The 17,142-nt window shown below is 39.4% G+C and carries 16 protein-coding genes and 1 pseudogene; 11 read left to right on the top strand and 6 right to left on the bottom strand.

Going from position 1 to position 17,142, the window contains the following annotated elements; translation table 11 throughout:
* Positions 1–346: 346 nt before the first annotated feature.
* The 3 genes from MSHOH_RS10345 (at position 347) to MSHOH_RS10335 (ending at position 2,678) form a co-directional block, all read left to right on the top strand.
* Positions 347–997: a hypothetical protein gene (locus tag MSHOH_RS10345; protein ID WP_048139439.1), complete on the top strand. Its 651-nt coding sequence runs from the start codon at positions 347–349 to the stop codon at positions 995–997.
* A 61-nt stretch (positions 998–1,058) separates the two neighbouring features.
* On the top strand, positions 1,059–1,715 hold the full coding sequence (locus MSHOH_RS10340) for a hypothetical protein (protein ID WP_048139437.1): 657 nt from the start codon (positions 1,059–1,061) through the stop codon (positions 1,713–1,715).
* A 192-nt stretch (positions 1,716–1,907) separates the two neighbouring features.
* Positions 1,908–2,678, top strand: coding sequence for a carboxymuconolactone decarboxylase family protein (locus tag MSHOH_RS10335; RefSeq protein ID WP_048139435.1), 771 nt, complete (start codon positions 1,908–1,910; stop codon positions 2,676–2,678).
* Between the two features lie 187 nt (positions 2,679–2,865).
* Here MSHOH_RS10335 and MSHOH_RS10330 read toward each other — a convergent pair whose 3' ends face one another.
* Positions 2,866–3,690 (bottom strand): class I SAM-dependent methyltransferase, encoded by an 825-nt coding sequence (locus MSHOH_RS10330; RefSeq protein WP_204245412.1) that lies wholly within the window; start codon positions 3,688–3,690, stop codon positions 2,866–2,868.
* Positions 3,691–3,863: 173 nt separating this feature from the next.
* On the opposite strand from MSHOH_RS10330, the gene MSHOH_RS10325 reads away from it, so the two are divergent.
* From MSHOH_RS10325 to MSHOH_RS24315, 3 genes are all read left to right on the top strand, one after another.
* Positions 3,864–4,358 (top strand): hydrolase, encoded by a 495-nt coding sequence (locus tag MSHOH_RS10325; protein ID WP_048139433.1) that lies wholly within the window; start codon positions 3,864–3,866, stop codon positions 4,356–4,358.
* A gap of 183 nt (positions 4,359–4,541) precedes the next feature.
* Positions 4,542–5,357 (top strand): pyrroline-5-carboxylate reductase family protein, encoded by an 816-nt coding sequence (locus MSHOH_RS10320; protein WP_048139431.1) that lies wholly within the window; start codon positions 4,542–4,544, stop codon positions 5,355–5,357.
* 2 nt (positions 5,358–5,359) lie between these two features.
* Positions 5,360–5,512: a hypothetical protein gene (locus tag MSHOH_RS24315; RefSeq protein ID WP_162197586.1), complete on the top strand. Its 153-nt coding sequence runs from the start codon at positions 5,360–5,362 to the stop codon at positions 5,510–5,512.
* Between the two features lie 246 nt (positions 5,513–5,758).
* Here the strand turns inward: MSHOH_RS24315 and MSHOH_RS24310 are convergent, their stop codons facing one another.
* Positions 5,759–6,028, bottom strand: coding sequence for a hypothetical protein (locus tag MSHOH_RS24310; RefSeq protein WP_239451326.1), 270 nt, complete (start codon positions 6,026–6,028; stop codon positions 5,759–5,761).
* Positions 6,029–6,420: 392 nt separating this feature from the next.
* Here MSHOH_RS24310 and MSHOH_RS10310 point away from each other — a divergent pair, with 392 nt between their 5' ends.
* Positions 6,421–6,933, top strand: coding sequence for an NAD(P)-binding domain-containing protein (locus MSHOH_RS10310; RefSeq protein WP_048139429.1), 513 nt, complete (start codon positions 6,421–6,423; stop codon positions 6,931–6,933).
* A gap of 99 nt (positions 6,934–7,032) precedes the next feature.
* Here MSHOH_RS10310 and MSHOH_RS10305 read toward each other — a convergent pair whose 3' ends face one another.
* Positions 7,033–8,238, bottom strand: a complete 1,206-nt coding sequence (locus MSHOH_RS10305) for a tetratricopeptide repeat protein (protein ID WP_048139427.1) — start codon at positions 8,236–8,238, stop codon at positions 7,033–7,035.
* A 506-nt stretch (positions 8,239–8,744) separates the two neighbouring features.
* Between MSHOH_RS10305 and MSHOH_RS10300 the strand changes: the two genes are divergently transcribed.
* Both MSHOH_RS10300 and MSHOH_RS10295 read left to right on the top strand, forming a co-directional pair.
* On the top strand, positions 8,745–9,620 hold the full coding sequence (locus MSHOH_RS10300) for an SAM-dependent methyltransferase (RefSeq protein WP_052730813.1): 876 nt from the start codon (positions 8,745–8,747) through the stop codon (positions 9,618–9,620).
* 195 nt (positions 9,621–9,815) lie between these two features.
* Positions 9,816–10,787 (top strand): MBL fold metallo-hydrolase, encoded by a 972-nt coding sequence (locus MSHOH_RS10295; RefSeq protein ID WP_048143364.1) that lies wholly within the window; start codon positions 9,816–9,818, stop codon positions 10,785–10,787.
* Between the two features lie 285 nt (positions 10,788–11,072).
* Here MSHOH_RS10295 and MSHOH_RS10290 read toward each other — a convergent pair whose 3' ends face one another.
* On the bottom strand, positions 11,073–11,708 hold the full coding sequence (locus tag MSHOH_RS10290) for a DUF2284 domain-containing protein (RefSeq protein ID WP_048139425.1): 636 nt from the start codon (positions 11,706–11,708) through the stop codon (positions 11,073–11,075).
* A 715-nt stretch (positions 11,709–12,423) separates the two neighbouring features.
* Between MSHOH_RS10290 and MSHOH_RS10285 the strand changes: the two genes are divergently transcribed.
* Entirely contained in the window at positions 12,424–13,830 is a 1,407-nt protein-coding gene (locus MSHOH_RS10285) for a glutamate decarboxylase (RefSeq protein WP_048139423.1), read from the top strand.
* Positions 13,831–14,348: 518 nt separating this feature from the next.
* On the opposite strand, the gene MSHOH_RS10280 is transcribed toward MSHOH_RS10285, so the two are convergent.
* A complete protein-coding gene (locus MSHOH_RS10280; protein WP_158024115.1) occupies positions 14,349–15,047 on the bottom strand; it encodes a formylglycine-generating enzyme family protein in 699 nt (232 codons plus the stop codon).
* A gap of 437 nt (positions 15,048–15,484) precedes the next feature.
* On the opposite strand from MSHOH_RS10280, the pseudogene MSHOH_RS26130 reads away from it, so the two are divergent.
* Positions 15,485–16,180: pseudogene (locus tag MSHOH_RS26130) on the top strand (helix-turn-helix transcriptional regulator); the annotation flags it as partial.
* Here MSHOH_RS26130 and MSHOH_RS10275 read toward each other — a convergent pair.
* Complete coding sequence (locus tag MSHOH_RS10275; RefSeq protein WP_338037929.1) at positions 16,147–17,019, bottom strand: DUF429 domain-containing protein; 873 nt, start codon at positions 17,017–17,019, stop codon at positions 16,147–16,149. The pseudogene MSHOH_RS26130 and the gene MSHOH_RS10275 overlap by 34 nt on opposite strands.
* Positions 17,020–17,142 lie beyond the last annotated feature (123 nt).

The raw sequence follows: 17,142 nt of genomic DNA, 5'->3' as shown, positions 1-17,142 counted from the left end.
TTTATCCTTATTTATTTCATCCTTTTACTGTAGCATCGCTTTTCTCTTTTAAGTTTTCACGAAATTTTTTGCGGATTAACAAACCTGTAGAGAGATACAAAAAGTTGAGGGTTCATTCAAACGTGTCTTAGTATAAAGCCAACGTCACTGAAATTAATCTTGAGATAAATAGTTTAGTGAATCATTAAATAATCTAGCATCTTGTTTTTTTATGAATTATTAAGCAATTTACACGAAAAAATCATAAAGTTTAAAAATGCTAAGGTCTTACGTCTATTATCAAAAAAGGAGTTCATACAGGAAAACTTATGTTTAAGATACACGGAGAAGCGTTTTAATTGAATAGATGGTGGTCGAAATTAGAGAACAGGATAAATTAACTAATCCTATTTTTAAAATCATCTGGATGGTTTCTGTTTTTAATTTATTACTTTCAGGTCTTTTTCTTTACGCGGGAGAATATGTCTTAGGTGAAGAGATTTTGAGCGACTCTGTCGGATCATCAAAAGATATCAATAATGACGTCATGCTCACTGAAAACGAAGTGGTGACTATTGTGTTTAAAACAGAGGAACCATACTCTAGATCTGAACTGTTAAAGATCGTTATAGTTGATTCAAAAAATATAGAGCGTTCCTGGGAGAAAGATTTCTATGGATCCACAATTGGAGGATCCCGTGGGTCTGAAAGAGGAGCTAAAGGTTACTTTTCGTTTACACCAGAAGTGTCAGGGATGCATCACATAAAAATAAGTAATGCCGATTTCCAAACAAATGTTAAGCTGGTTTCAGGAATGGTAAATCCACGTGAGCAACCTTTTCTCCTGGCAACACTATTTGTATCTTTTCTGGTCATGGCCGCCGGTATTTTATCATTGAAGGAAGGAGCAATCAAGGAGTTTATAAGATTCAGAAGCTTTTCGATTAACGGAATACTCAACTTTTGTATAGCTCTGTATATAAGCCTGGTTATAGTGCATAACGTGGTTGGTTTATGATGTATTTTTTAAGCCGGCTTTATACGTTTAAATACAACAAAAGAAAGTTAGGCGAATAAGTATGAGCACAACACAAGCAAAAAAGCCACTTTGCCTGAATTACGGCACCGACAGAGAAAAAATAATCGGTTTTCTAAATAACCATGTAATTGGTAAAAAGCTTGTTACAGATGAAGTAGTTTATCAGCTTGAAGAGGGTAAGCTGGAGGGGGTTTATTCCGATGAAATGTTTTTTTCGAATTTAGTGCTGTCCGAGCACGGCCTCCGGTTTGACATGACCACTGTCACCCTTGAAAAAATATACTTTCTGGATCCGGATAAAAAAAGGGGAACAGTCAAAAAAGATTTTAATGGTTTAAGCGTATTTCGATACGAACTGGCAGAGCGCAGAAGTACCTCCAGGATAACCGGAATAATGAGATTGGTTTCTTCCACTGTCCGCGAGCATACGATGGAAGGGATTGCTTACGGGGTATGTGACTTGCAGCTGGAAAACAGTCAATTAAGCTGGAAAGAACAGCAACTGCTGTACAGGGACATGCCAGCAGACAATGATAACTATCGCCCGGTTGCCTTTGATGCAAAAATAAGGTTTTATCTGGAGAACGAAAAATTGAGGTTTGAGTATATCCCGACGTATTATGATTTCGATCCTGATAAACTTACAAGAACGCTATCTAAAGATCAGTATCCTGCTTTTGTTACGAAAGAGCGGTAAAACTGCGAATTTTTTTGAAATAGTACCGTTTTATATCTAAAATATTTCAATTAGATTAATTTAGAAACAGATTAATTTAGAAACATGGACGATAAACTGTTTCAAGTTATCATGCACAGTTCAACCAGGAAGTAGATCCCAATTATATAAGAATTGAAACGAAATTTGGAGTATAGTCTGGAGCGTAATAGTATGGAAAATGAAAGATACGAAAGAGGATGGTCAAAATTAAAAGAAATTGATGGAAAAATAGGGGAAGAAATATTTAAAAGTTTAGAGAGTATCTCTCCAGATTTGGGTAAATATATTATTGAGTTCTCTTTTGGAGATGTTTATTCGAGGAAAGGTACCAGTTTAAAGCAAAAAGAAATTGCAGTTGTAGCTGCACTGACTGCAATGGGAAATGCCGCACCGCAATTGAATGTCCATATTAACGGGGCATTAAACGTGGGCTGTTCTGTAGAAGAAATATTAGAAGTTATAATACAGATGTCAAGTTATAGCGGGTTTCCAGGTTCGTTAAATGCGATAAACGTACTGAAGGAAGTCATAAAAGATCGAAAAATAACCTTTGAACCTGTTAAAGAAGATAAAAACGGAGATAGATTTTCAATTGGAGCTGAACAGCTATCCCGGTTAGAAAAAAACCAGGTGCAAATACTGAAGGAAAACCTGGATGATATAGCCCCGGACATGGTTGAATATATCATTGCATACGGTTACGGCGATATATACAGCAGAAAAAATTTAAGTGTGAAAATGAGACAGATCGCCACAATTGCCGCACTTACAGCCATGGGTACTGCCAGACCTCAACTTGCTTTCCATATTAAAGCGGGTTTGAATGTCGGATTAACAGAAGAAGAAATAATTGAGACTATAATCCTTATGTGCGTTTATGCCGGATTCCCTGCTGCATTAAACGGCATAAGTACTGCAAAAGAGGTCTTCTCGAATCTTTAAATAGATTCAAGAATCATTTTCTTCAGAATCAAGAGCAAGATTTGGAAAAGCACACCAAAACTTACAAAACCTTTCATTTTTCAAACTGTAATATATAGCAAGATCAGCTAAAACCAGGATAAAAGATTTTTTCACGCAGTTAATGAACAGAAGATCCTTATCCAGATGAAATTGATTAGAAATGGAATTAACTAACTCTATAAATTAATATTCTGTGGGCTTTTTTAGTGATCGAAAATAAATTTGCCATTTTAAACATAAGCTTTGTCAGAGTACCTAACTTCTCTATTTCTTCGTTTGATGTAAAATACTGTTCTTCAATAAACTGAATTCCCAGCCCCCATCCGGTGAGCTCTTCAGGATTGTCAATACCCCAGTAAATTGTTGCACCTGTTTTCTTTATCGAGGGTTGGTTTTTTACTTTTTTTGCTGTAAGAACACTGAAAGCATCGAAAATCAGAATATAACTGCCAATTCTCTCCTTAAGACGACTTATCAATGTTTTAATCTCATCTTCTTTAAGATACATGAACAGCCCTTCGGCTATGACTATATATTGTTTGTTTTCCTCTGAAATTTTCCCGGGGATTTTTTCCGGCCATTCTTTTTCCGTAACTGAGGATGGAATCAGGTGATAATTATCCGTTTCCCGGAAAAAATGTTTGCGAATATCAATTACTTCTTCGAAGTCCACGTCGTACCAGTCAACGTCAGAATTATCGATTCTGTCAGATCTGCTGTCAAGCCCGCAGCCTAAATGCAAAGCAATGCTTTTATCGTTCTTTAAAAAGAAATCTCTAACAAAGTTATCAATAAGCTTTGCCCTTAAACACATCATCAATTTTGTCTTCTCAGGGATTTTCAATGATGTGAAATCATAATCAATTTGATTTATTATTTCAACTGCTTTTTTGTCAATAATTACAGGGTGCTTTTTTTCGCTTTCCTTTGCTTTCGCAAATAAAGGAATAAGCATAGTTTCTTTTTCTTCTGTTAAAACAATCTTCTCCATGTTTTCTCATCTTTTATATGATCTTAAGTCATCCATTACTTATACTGATTTTTATCGTAAGGTTCTTTACGGAAATTTATTTTATTGAGAAATAGTTTCCCCAAAGAAAAGACCAGAACAAAACCAAAACCTGAAATAACCTAAGAAGTTATTACTTAACAGGGTGAAAATTTATGACAAGCGAAATCGAAACTCCGGAATGTTGCCCCCGGTTTGACCCCACCCCCTGGGATGGAAAGATCTTTGAATGGAATAATAAAAAGTTCATTAAAGATTCGGTTATCACGCAGTTTTACATGCCTCTTAATTTTGGAGAGGTAATTATGAGGATGAACGAGAAAGTTATCAGGGCTGGCGCGGAAATGCCTGACTGGCTCTGCCTGTCGGATCACACCTCTGAAAGTAACATGGATATTTATCTGGCTGTTGATAGGGAAGTCGAAGGTGCAGACAACGTAACGTTAAGTGGGAAATTCCTGACCAAAGCTTACGAAGGAGATTTTGAAAAAACAGGAGAATGGTGTGCGGACTTTGAAGGCTATGCAAAAAGCCAAAGCCTGGACATCAAGAAATGGTACATGTGGTATACTACCTGTCCAGCCTGTGCCGAAAAATATGGGAAAAATTACGTTGTGATTGTTGCGGAAGTACAAATAATGAAGTTATAAACCAGAGTGATTGCTGACAGATTGACAGTTTATCGCGAAGGGAGCAACCAAACTTTTTTCAGTATTAAGGGTTTTATCTCGACATCGAGGAACAAGTCCCATTAAGCAGGAGTTGAAAAATACAGTTTTTCAGCTCTAAGTTTTTCTACTCTGAGTTTTCTTTACAATAAAAAGGTTTTTTACATGGATGGAAATGAAATTCTTTTGGTTAATGAAACTATAGGCATAATCGGGGCCGGAGTCCTTGGGAGAACTCTTGCAGGGACATTTGTTGAGTGCGGATTTCCCGGAGAGAGGCTTATGGTTTCTTATGGTGGAAAGCCTTCCACCTTCGAGAGTATAAAAGAGGCAAAGCTTGTTGAGAATATAGCCGATAATAACGAGATCTGCCAGAGATCAACAATCATATTTATTGCGGTTAAACCTCAGGCTCTTAAGGAGCTTAAATGCCTTCCTTTTACAGGCAGTTCCCTTGTCGTCTCCTGCATGGCCGGTATTTCATCGGTTTTGCTGGAAGAGATACTGGGTATTGATGTTTTCAGAATAATGCCTAGCGGACCGGATACGATAAGAAAGGGTAAGGGTATTGCGGCGGTTTATCCACAAAATTATACTTTAACAGAAATTTTATCCGTTCTGGGCTTAAAAGCCTATGAACTCCAGGATGAAGAAATGATGCATACTTTTACAGTGGGAGTATGTCTTCCGGCAGCCATTATGGTTGCAGACAAAAAAGGGTTGGATATGGACTATGCGATAGAAGCCATTGAAAAGGAATACGCTGATTTTGAAGAGATTTATATCTGGGCTAAAAATGTTATACCCGATTTTGATTCCGACAAAGAAGAGAAGAAGTACATTGAACATATGTGCACAAAAGGAGGAATAACTGAAGCGATAGTTAACAGTCTCAATTCCGGGGATACATTTTTGGATGCGCTAAAAAAAGGCATTGCAAGAAGTAGAGAAATCTCTACTTCTGCCAGGCTCACACTCTAATTTTGCCAGCACAGGAGAATGGTGCAGGGACTTCGAGGAATATGCAAAAAGCCAGGGTATGGAAATTAAAAAGTAGTACATGTAGTAATACTATCTATCCAGCCTGTACCGAAAAATATGGGAAAAATTACGTTGTGATTGTTGCCGAGATTTAATAAGTAATCACAGAAAGCACAGAAATCTCTATGATCATGCTTCTTTTCTTATATTTCGTCTTTAGTTTCAATAAAACATTATTTATAAAAATGTCCTGGTAAAATGTCTTGATGTTCTTCCGGATTCGTAAGCTTTCAAGGGTTATTCATTCTGGTTATTCATTCTGGTTATTCATTCTGGTTATTCATTCTGGTTATTTGTTCTGGTTATTCATTCTGGTTATTCATTCTGGTTATTCATTCTGGTTATTTGTTCTGGTTATTCATTTTATATCTGATCAGTCCGGTTATCGAATGCATCAAAATTCCGATAAAAGCCATAAAGATCCCTATGAAAGGCAGTAGCAGTATCACAACAGTTGATTCTAAACTCAAGCTCCCATCAGGATAGAATGCCTGTACTGAATTAAGGTTAATATATAACCCGCCTGCTACAAGGATGAAACCTGGTAAAGTAAAGCAATAAAGAGGCCTATCAAATTCCATATCACTAAAAGTGCTTAACAGAACACTCATTCCATGCCTTAAAGGATTTTCTGCCGAGTGGTTCGCTTTACACACTTGGGTAATGTTTTGTATCATAAAATCGTCTTCCAGATTATTAAATAATTGTTGGAGCCTGTAATATCGGACCAATTTTTTGGGATGAAGATACTTCAAGATATAAAAATCCATCTAAAGGAAAAACTGCGAATAAAGATGTATAATCCAGGGGAGATACAGAAACGTTATAAAATAAAAAACTCGAAAATCACTTCCATTTTTAAAACTATTATCATTTCGATGTAGATGTCTGCACTTTGCCGCTTTTGCAAGATATAACTCAAGCCAAGAAGCAATCATTAGAGAGACTGAAACGTAAAATCTTTCATCTAAACTTTCCTTCGGAATAAAGAAGGTTTATCTATATGGTCTGGAAAGGTAATGTCCCTCCGATTAATGAGACGATAAGTATAATTGGAGCAGGACATCTCGGGAAAACTCTTGCACAGATGCTTATTGAGTGTGGATTTCCCAAAGAAAAACTTATGATCTCTTATGGAGGAAAAATTTCTACTTTTGAAAGTATAAAAAAGGCAGGTTTAATTGAAAATTTTACAGTGGGAGTATGTCTTCCGGCGGCCCTTCTAATTGCGAATAAAAAGAGACTGAATGTAGATCATGCGATAGGAGTCATCGAAAAAGAATACACTGGTTTTAGAGAAATTCATGTGTGGGCAAAAAATGTTTTACCTGCTTTTGGTTCTGAAAAAGAAGAGGAAAAATACATAGAACATATGAGTACAAAGGGAGGGATAACGGAAACTATAGTTGAGAGCCTTAATTACGGAGATACATTTTTGGATGCATTAAGAAAAGGCATCGCAAGAAGTAAAGAGATATCTACTTTTGCCAGGCTCCAGTTATCTGATATTAGTTAAGCATCCGACCAGCTATTCATAGACAGGCGGCTAAGCATTTAACAAATTGTTTATATACAAAGGGTTACTCATCTATCAAGCTATACAAGGCACGAAATATTACTTCTTTTCTTTCCCTTTTCCGATATTTTTCCTGGTTACTTTACCTCTATTCTCTCTTTCCTGTCCTCCGGTTCCCTTTGTCTCTTCTTCTCTATACTCTCTTGCCTGCTCTCCAGTTCTCTTCATTATCTTACTTACGGATTCTTTTCTTGCCCAGACGCTCCTTCTTACTTCCGGCTTTCTCTCCTCCACTTCTTCGTCTTCTTCCTCTTCACCAAGATCGATCCCGAGTTTGGAGCTTACGGTATTTCTGGTTTTCCGGGCCTCAATATGTTCAGGGTTGATTCTGAGGGCTCTTTCAAGGGCTCCAAGGGCCTCTTCATTCTTATCTAACCCAGAGAGAGCCAGGCCTTTACAGTACCAGGCATCGGCAGAATCGGGTTTTATTGAGATAGCTTTGTTGCAGGGCTCAAGTGCTTTTTTATATTTGCCGAGCTTTAGATGGACCATTGCTTTTCCAATCCAGGTTTTTGCATTGTCAGGGTTTATATTGAGGGCAGAGTCATATGCTATTATGGCTTCAACCGGTCTGTCCAGGCTGTAGAGAGCAAAAGCTTTTCCTTCCAGGGCTCTTGCCATACTCGGGTTTATTTTGAGGGCGGCATCGTAAGCCTGTATGGCTTCTTCATATCTGCCAAGGTCAGCAAGTACAGAGCCTTTTGAGTGCCAGGCACCTGCAAGTCTTGAATTTGAAGCAAGGGCTTTTTCGGAGTCTTTAAGAGCTTTTTCGTGCTGTCCCAGCCTGCAGAGAACTGAGGTTCTAAGGTTCCAGGCTTTGTCGCTATCCGGCTTTATTTCAAGTAACCTGTCAAAGGCCTGCAGGGCATCTTCCTCCCGGTTGAGCTGGAGGAGTACGAAACCTTTCTCATAAAGGTAGGCCGGATTTTCAGGTTCGATTTCGAGCGCTTTTTCGAAGGCTTTCAAAGAATCCTTATGCATCCTGTGCCTTAGAAACACTGAGGCTTTTCCGGCCCATGCGGCTGCATCTTCAGGGTTTTTCTCAAGGGTTTTCTCATAGGGTGCAAGAGCCCTGTTCAGTCTGTCATAGGCAGTTTCACTAGCTTTATCCACCTTACCCGTACCTTTTCTGCCTGTTTTGCCGGTTTTACCTGCTTTGCCTGCCCTATCTGGCTTGCCTGCCTTGCCCGTTCTGCCGGGTCTACCTGTCTGTCCGCCTCTTTTTTCGTTAAAATCGCGTGCCATAGTATCGGTCCCGTGTAATTGTTTTAGAGTAATTTTTTTGTAACAAGATACACACCCAACCTCCCCTGATGGGCGGTAAAATTTGATTTATTCTTTGGGAAATCTTATTTCAAACTCCGTTCTCTTATTTTAAACTGATCCTGTTAATTATTTTAAGAGCAGAAGTGCTGGATTACTGCTGGATTACTCATCTGAAAGTAAAAACTCTCCTTCAAGGTTTGGATTTAATCCTTTCATGCCTGCTTTTATTTGAGAATAGTACTCATCATAGTGACGGTATCTGTTGATGAGATAAATATTATATTGGCTATTAAGGTATATTGGCTATTAAAGGAAAAAAATTGAACTCGTGCCTGTGGGAAAAACTGAATCGAAACTCTTTGAGATATAATACAGATAAATTAAAACACAGACAAATTAACGATAAAAAATATACTGAAAATTTTACACTATCTTTATACTATCTTATTACTTTTATATGTCATAACTTCAAATAATATATCCAGATGCTCCATAACCTTTTTCCATCTATCTTCTCTCAAACCTCAAAACCTCCTCTTTTCGAACCCGGAGAACTTCAGTTCTGGAACGATCCACACATCTCAAAAAGTATGCTTGAAGCTCATCTTGACCAGACCCATGACAGGGCAAGCCGGAGAACTGCCGAAATCGAAAAAACGGTTTCCCACCTGACATATTCAGGCTTCCTGAAAACAGGGGACCGGGTGCTCGACCTTGGCTGTGGACCTGGATTGTATAGCAGCAGGCTTTGCCTGGAAGGAGTGAGGGTTACAGGCATCGATATCTCCCGGAGGTCTATAGACTATGCCCGCACGCAGGCTGAAAAGGAAGGACTGGATATCGATTATATCTGTGCAGACTTTTTCAGCATTGAGTATGAGGAAACTTTTGATGCTGTACTTCAGGCATATGGAGAAATCTGTACCTTTTCCGATGAAAAACGGAACATACTTCTGAGCCTTATCCACAGAGCACTTAAGGACAGGGGTTTTTTCATTTTTGACGTGTCCACAAGGATGCTGCGAATGCGGGAAGGACTCCAAAACAGGTGGTATGCCTCAGAAGGCGGGTTCTGGAGACCGGGCAGGCACCTTGTGCTGGAAGAAGGATTCGATTATCCGGAAAATAATACCTGGCTGAACCAGTATATTGTCGCCGATGATGATGGAACGGTAAAAACATACAGGCTCTGGTTACACGATTATTCTCTTGAGACGATAAGCAAAATTCTTGAGAAAAATGGGTTTAAAGTTGAACAGGTATGGAACAGTCTTTCCGGAGAATCCTACAGGGAAGGAGGGGACTGGATAGCGGTAGCAGCGAGGAAAGTGCAGACTGATAAAGAAATGAACTGGAAATGAGTTCAGAGACGAACTTAGAAACAAATAGAGGTTAACTACTTGACAGGCTAATTGAGGAACACAGGATCGCTTGAAATATTACCAGTACCCATACATGTAATTTTGAAAGACTTATAAAGATTCCAGCCATTGAACATATATAATGGCTAAAAACAGTCAGAAAGACAAAACTGCTGGGTGTTACATATGAGTAATATGAGTGATACGAATAAACTGGATATTCGGGAAGCTGACCGGCTGGAAATAACAGTCCTCATGGATAATTATACGGATATATTTCAAATAGAAAGCACTGACGTATGCAAACGGCCTCAATTACCTTATTTCCCGCAGATCCTTTTCGCCGAACACGGATTTTCGTGCTTAATCAAAGTATGTGCCGGGAATGAGGAGCATACCGTGTTGATGGATGCAGCAGTTACTCCAGCCTGCCTTTTTAGTAACGCAAAGCTTTTAAAGGCTGATCTTGGCAGAATAGAAGCTGTTGCCCTTAGCCATGGACATCCTGATCACTTTCTCGGGCTTGCAGAGCTTTTGAAACACGTAAGTGAAAAACAGAATAAAGAAATCCCACTTATTCTTCATCCCGATGCCTTTCTTGAACGCCGCTTTAATATTCCTGTAATCGGGCACCCTGCCATGATACCCGCACTCGATGAAGATGTTCTGAAGGGATCGGGAGCTGATATTGTAAAATCCAAAAAAGCTTTCCCGATTGCTGACAGTCTTATCCACACAACAGGGGAGATTGAGCGCAAAATCCCATTCGAGAAAGGATTTCCCTGGGCTGAGGCTAATATTAACGGAAACTGGATAACTGACCCATTCCGGGATGACCAGGGGCTTGTGATAAAACTGAAAGGCAAAGGGCTTGTCGTTATCAGTGGCTGCGCCCATGCAGGGATTATCAATACCGTAGAGTACGCAAAAAAAATAACAGGAACAGACAAGGTTCATGCAGTCCTCGGAGGTTTCCATCTGACCGGGCGACTCTTTGACCCTATTATCCAGCCCACGATTGATGAAATGAAAAGGATTGGCCCTGACCATATCGTGCCCATGCACTGCACTGGCTGGAAAGCAATAAACCAGTTTGCCGAAGAGATGCCTGAACAGTTCCTGCTCAACACTGTCGGCACTACTTATGTTTTTGGCGAGAGTCTTTAAACTGGAATTTTTTATATACTTAATTCCGCTTCTGTTTTTTACTTCTTTTCGTTTCTTTTTTGAAGAACCACTGGAAAGACTTGCAGGGGCATTTCTATTACTGTTGATTAAAAGATTTTCAGGTTCAGGGAAAGTATTTCTCAAACATGTGAGGTTTTTCTTTTTACTGAAAGGAGTTTAGAACTGCTAGTGCATCTATTACTAGTTTTCTGACCTGTCAGGGGCATAACACTCTGACTTATTATGTAAACAGTTATTTAAAACTGCTTCTCTCTTTTCCCGTCTTTAATCAATAAGCAGGATGGACATTGGCTCGGGCTGCCCTTTGATAGGGAATACTAATGGCATTTCTGCTTCTGCTGCCGTCTTTTTCATATTTATCCCAACAGCATGTTCCGGGATTCTTGCCATGTTCGAGTGTATACAGATTCCTTTTTCCACATTGCACTTCTCACAGAGCCTGCAAGAACCGTTAACAAATGCAACTGCAAAGGTGAAACCTTCGTTAAAGGCTGTTTTTTCAAGCTCGAGCATTGAGAGAAGCATCTTTTTGCTGTAATCAAAATAATCAGACCAGAATCTCGATGCTTTTTCTCTTGTTTCTTCAGGTTCGGCAGGATCAAGCCAGGTCTTATAAGGGGCTTTTGCGATTTCCTCGTCTGCTACTGCAGGGGATCTGAATTTTACAAGCAGGGCATATCTGTACTCTTTAAGGATTTCCCTGAACTCGTCAACAGTGGGGACGTGGGGCGGGCAGGTCAGTTTTTTTCCGTACCCTATACATCCCCTGCATTTTAAGACCACTCTTTTCTCTACAAAGACCTGATAGGTAGGGATTATTTTTGCATCAACAGCTTCCAGTTCAAGGGCTTTTTTCACAAGAAACTCAAGCTCATCAGGGGTTATATCTCGAAACGGCATAATCTTCCCTTCTCAAAACCTATTTTCTCAAGAGTAACATTAAGCTACTTTATCTCTTTACCATTTTCCCGAAGACCGTATACTACTTAGCTTTTTTCAAATATTTTTGTCTCACTAAAAGTTTGCTCTATTTTTTTCTTTTTTTTCGTTATCAGGATCTGAAATTTCGAATTCTTTGGCTTACTTCTAATATTCCAATAGTTTAAACAACAGATATTGTCAACTTTCAGAAATTTCCTGTTTCAAGATGATTAATACAATGACGAATAATATTAATAACAAATAGCAAAATTACAAACAAAATTGTTAAATAATAGTTGAGAGTATAGATAAGTGTCTCTACCCGACAGACACAAATTTTAACCGCCTCCTAAATTGTCGAAAGCACCTGCAACTCTTTTTTGCCCCTGCCTGAAAAAAAGGCAGGGGTCAAGGGTGCTAAGTCATTTCTGTGATTATCATAAAATCTCTTCAGAGAGTTGTTGTTAAAAAATTATAAAACTGTTATCAAAATAAAAGCAGCATTTATGGAAATTTTCAGAAGTAAGATGCAAATGTTAGAATTAAAAATAATAAAAAGATTATTATTAAAATAAGGAAAGATAATTAATTAGAAGCCTGGACTATCCTTCCAGCAGCTTTGTACTTTCTTTTTTTCAAAGTAAGCTGGGGAAGACAGAGGATTTTGTTACTGTATCTGAGAGGGGTCAAAATTATGATTTCTAGGAAAATTAATCTGGAAAGTTTGGATGAGTCGAAAAAACATCATGTCGGTGCATACAGTGCCAGATATATCCAAAAAACAAGAGAAAAAGGAGTTCCCAAGTATGAATTTCCTGAGGAGGGCATGAGCCCGAGGGCAGCTTATCAACTGGTACATGATGAGCAGAGCCTCGACGGCAATCCTTTCCTGAATCTGGCAAGTTTTGTCAACACATGGATGGAACCGGAAGCAGATAAGCTTGTCATGGAAAACATCAGCAAAAATATCATAGATATTTTCGAATATCCTCAAACTGCCAGAGTTATTCACAATATTATGGTGAATATGCTTGGGCGTCTTTTTAATGGCCATCACACCGATTTTGTGGGCACGTCAACAGCTGGCTCTTCAGAAGCTATAATGCTGGGTTTGCTGGCTCATAAATGGAACTGGAAAAAATCAGGACGAGGTACGGATAAACCAAACATAATTTTCGGAAACGATGCTCACGTTTGCTGGGATAAGTTTACCAGGTACTTTGATGTCGATGCCAGAAAAGTTCCTATAGACAAAGATAAGCGCACAATCACGGCTGAAGCTGTCTCAGAGAGGATAAACGAGAACACAATCTGTGTTGGTTGCGTTCTGGGGACGACTTTTACAGGAGAAATAGATCCTGTAAAAGAAATTAACGATTTACTTCTGGAATATAAAAAAGAAAAAGGCTGGGACATACCCATCCATATCGATGCTGCAAGTGGCGGCTTCATATTGCCTTTTACCGAACCGGATTTTGAGTGGGATTTCAGGCTGGAAAGAGTAAAATCCGTAAACGTTTCAGGGCATAAGTACGGATTGACTTATCCGGGCCTTGGCTGGCTGATCTTCCGTGATAAAAATGACCTCCCTGAAGACCTGATTTTCCGTGTAAACTACCTTGGGGAAATGGAAGATTCGTACACCCTGAACTTTTCAGGAGGCAGTGCAATGGTCGCAGCCCAATATTACAATTTTTTAAGGTTCGGAAGAGCTGGCTATACCAGAATAATGAAAAAAATCCTTGATGTTTCCCAGGATCTTGCCGAGAAGGTTGACAGGCTGGGCCGTTTCGAAATGCTGAACAAAGGAGAAAGGCTCCCTATAATTGCTTTCAGACAAAAAGAGAAGGCTGGCTATTCCTTGTTGCAGCTCTCGCACAAATTGAGGGAAAGGGGTTGGATAGTCCCCGCCTACTGTCTCCCGGAAAATGCGGAGGATATTGAGATAATGCGCATCGTCGTAAGAGAAAATTTCACTCCTGACATGGCAGCAATTCTAGTCGACGATCTCGAAAAAGCCTGCCAATTCCTCGAAAATGGAACAAAATCCGGAACAGAAAAACCATGCCCATCAGAAAAGGACATGGCTCATATCTGCTAATCTGGCCAATATTTTGCAGAATGCCGGCAATGAAGCCGGCTTATTTTTTAGAAAAATTGATCCTTATGTTCGGATGGATTGGAAAAGAAGAGGTGAAAGGAAGGAAGACTGAAAGCTGTGAACCACTACGAGTTTTTGAAGGATAAAAGTATGAACGAAGCACATAGAAAGAATTAACACAAATGTCATTCACAAAAGAGTTATGTGACTTACCGGCTGGATGCTGATAAAATTCGATCTTGAAGTATCCCGGCGGCATGAGTCCGGTGAGAATTCACGGTCCACCCAGGCTTGAGAGATGAGAGTGGATGCTTTTAAGCTCTGCCAAGCGGATTGGGTACTCTTCAATTATCGGATGGTTCAGGGTACTGCAAATAAAGCCAGCATTTCCTTACTTATGGATTCTCTACGGAGGATGAGGGAAAAAACTTACTGAACATTTAAGTGAGAAAATAGTGGATAAAGTGGACAGAAACGGCATAAAATAAACTAAGTTTTCTTCTGGATTTTCCATATGGTCAAACTTCTTTAACAACCCTGAATCCCAGGCTATTGAGTTTCTTATCCTGTGCCGCAAAAAGTCGCTCAGCCGACCTGCAGCAGCCTGCATTCCCGTTCCAGCCCCCGCCTCTCCTGACCCTTACAGGCACGGATATGCTGGCGAAAAGGCTTTCCCATGTCTGACCATCTGAAGGCGCTCCTTTGTAACTTACATGGTACTCATCCTGCACCCATTCCCCTACGTTTCCGTAGATATCGTAGAGCCCCCATGTATTGGATTTTTTCAAGCCTGCAGGATGAGTCTGAAGTCCCGAGTTTTTAAGATACCAGGCATATTCAGTGAGTTTAGATTCGTCATCGCCGAAGAAGAAACTGGTTATAGTTCCTGCCCTGGCTGCATATTCCCATTCGGCTTCCGTGGGGAGGCGGTAGATTGAGCTTTTTTCGCCAGAGTTTTCAAGGGCGTTAAGTTTTCGGATAAAGACCTGTACCTCTTCCCAGGAAACAGTTTCAACAGGGTGCTTTTCGTCCCTGAAACACGAAGGATTACTTCCCATTACTTTGATCCATTGTTCCTGAGTAACCGGGTATCTGCCAAGATAAAAAGGTTTTTTTATAGATACCCTGTGTACAGGGCTTTCCCAGAGCTTTCTGCGCTTCTCACGGGAAGGGGAGCCCATCTCAAATTCTCCTGCAGGGATCAGAACGAATTCCATTCCGATTGAGTTCCTTATCTGGATACTTATAATAATCGGATCACCTGAATGGATTGAATTTTCAATAAAATTCTCAACCGAGCTTTTAACTGAATTTTTTAACTGAATTATTGTTTAATGTTCGGGATGAATTATAGATTAATTCCTTCTATTTTTATTCCTTCCTGTTTGATTTTTTTATTTTATTTTTCAATCCTTTCTTTTTTTGGCTTAATCTTGATTTCACTTCGAATTCTAACATTTATACGCAATTTATATAGTTATTCAAGTGCTTCAACTAAAATCTCTTCCTGACTATAATTTGTCAGAGTATTTGTAAATTTGGGAAAATATAAAATATGGGAAGGGCGATTATGCTCAAAAATGAAAAGGTTTTTAGGGCATTAAAAGTTTTTAGGGCATTATTATGAACAAGCGGGCAAACGGCAGGTGAGAACATAAAACAGTCACTTATCAACCTTATTTTCTTTTCTGACAGGAGAAAAGAGCTTTTGCTCCTGCTAAGGGAAGAACCAAGAAATATCGATACAATCAAAGAATTGCTCAACGTAGATGCCAGCTCGATCCAGCCTCATATAAAAAAACTGAAAGATGCTCACCTGATTACCGAAGAAAAGAAAGTCTATGCTTTATCAGAAACAGGAAAAATAATAGTTGAAAACCTGGAGCCACTACTGAATACTATTGAGGTTCTTGAAGTCGATGACAGCTACTGGAAAACACATGACTTAACTTCTATTCCAGATTTCCTTCTGGACAGAATCGATGAACTCGGACACTGCGAACTGTTTGAACCTGATCTGGATCATATGCTTGAAACCCCAAAAGCCTTCATAGAAAATATTCTGAGTTCAAAAGAGGTATTTACCTTTGTATCCTACTTCCATCCTGAAGCACCTTCTCTTTATGCAGACCTTGCGGAAAATGGAACCAAACTTACCCTCTGTATGTCAGAAAATGTTGTAAGACGCCTGTTTTCGAATTTTCCTGAAGATGCTAACAGGCTGTCCAGAAACGAAAACTCAAAAATATTTATCTATCAGAAACCTGAACCTATCCCTTCAATTGTTGTAACTGACAGGTTTCTTATGCTTAAACTTTACGAAAATAATGGAAAATTAAGGGACCAGTTACTTATGTCCGCTGACAAAAGAGCTTTGGACTGGGGAAAAGAGCTTTTCTGGTACTGCGTGAAAGTAACCGAATCAATAGAAGAAAAGTCACACTCACAATAAATCATCTGGATCTTCAGTCCTCTACTATCAGTCTCAGGTTCTTCGGGTACGTAAACAAACCCATACCTGCTGCCTATTTTTGCAGTTAGTGCAGCTGCAAGGGCATCCAGGACATCATCTTTTGCAAGGTCTTTTCTTCTGTACTTTAAAAGAGCATATTCTATGATTTCATCTGTAGATTTGAAGACATTACTCAGAACTTCCTTTCTTTCAATAAAACCTTCAACTTTCTTTTTTGAATATCTCATAGGAAAGCCTGCAAAAGACTGGAAACAGATTTCGGGCCCTACTTCTCTGACTTTTTCCCTGAAACTTTCGTTATCAACCAGGAAACCGTCCACATCCCGTATTTTAGGGAGTATGTTCCAGGCTTGCTTCGAGATACGTTTTTCAGAAAGCCTTTCATTAATCTCACAGGCTTTTTCATAGGTTTCCGCATAAATCGCTTCCCTGCGCGGTATAGGAAAGATGCTGGACTTCCTGGTTTTCAGAATATTCCGGGCACCGATATCCGAAAGCCTTTCTCCACTGCCTCCATTTTTCAAGCCAATTGGGATGTCAACAAGGATAAGAGGCTCTGCCTGCCTGTAGTTGTTTTCCAAAAAATCAATCAGGAGTGAAAACTCAGGAAAGAGAGCAATTTCCCAGTTGCATTCTTTTTTCCCTGTCTCATCAAGAAACACTGCAAACCAGCCTGCTCTGCAGCCGTCAACCCCGACAAAGACCTTTTTGCCCATACCTCTACCTGGCAGTGTAAACTTAAAGAGTTTTCCTTGTAAAAATTCACAGTTACAAGAAATATCAATATATTCTGTAGAACTGTAAATTTGGAAGAAGTTTAAATTATAAGCAGTTCAATA

The organism is Methanosarcina horonobensis HB-1 = JCM 15518 (assembly GCF_000970285.1).
In the GTDB taxonomy this organism is placed as follows: Archaea; Halobacteriota; Methanosarcinia; order Methanosarcinales; family Methanosarcinaceae; genus Methanosarcina; species Methanosarcina horonobensis.
This window is presented reverse-complemented; position numbering and strand designations above follow the sequence as displayed.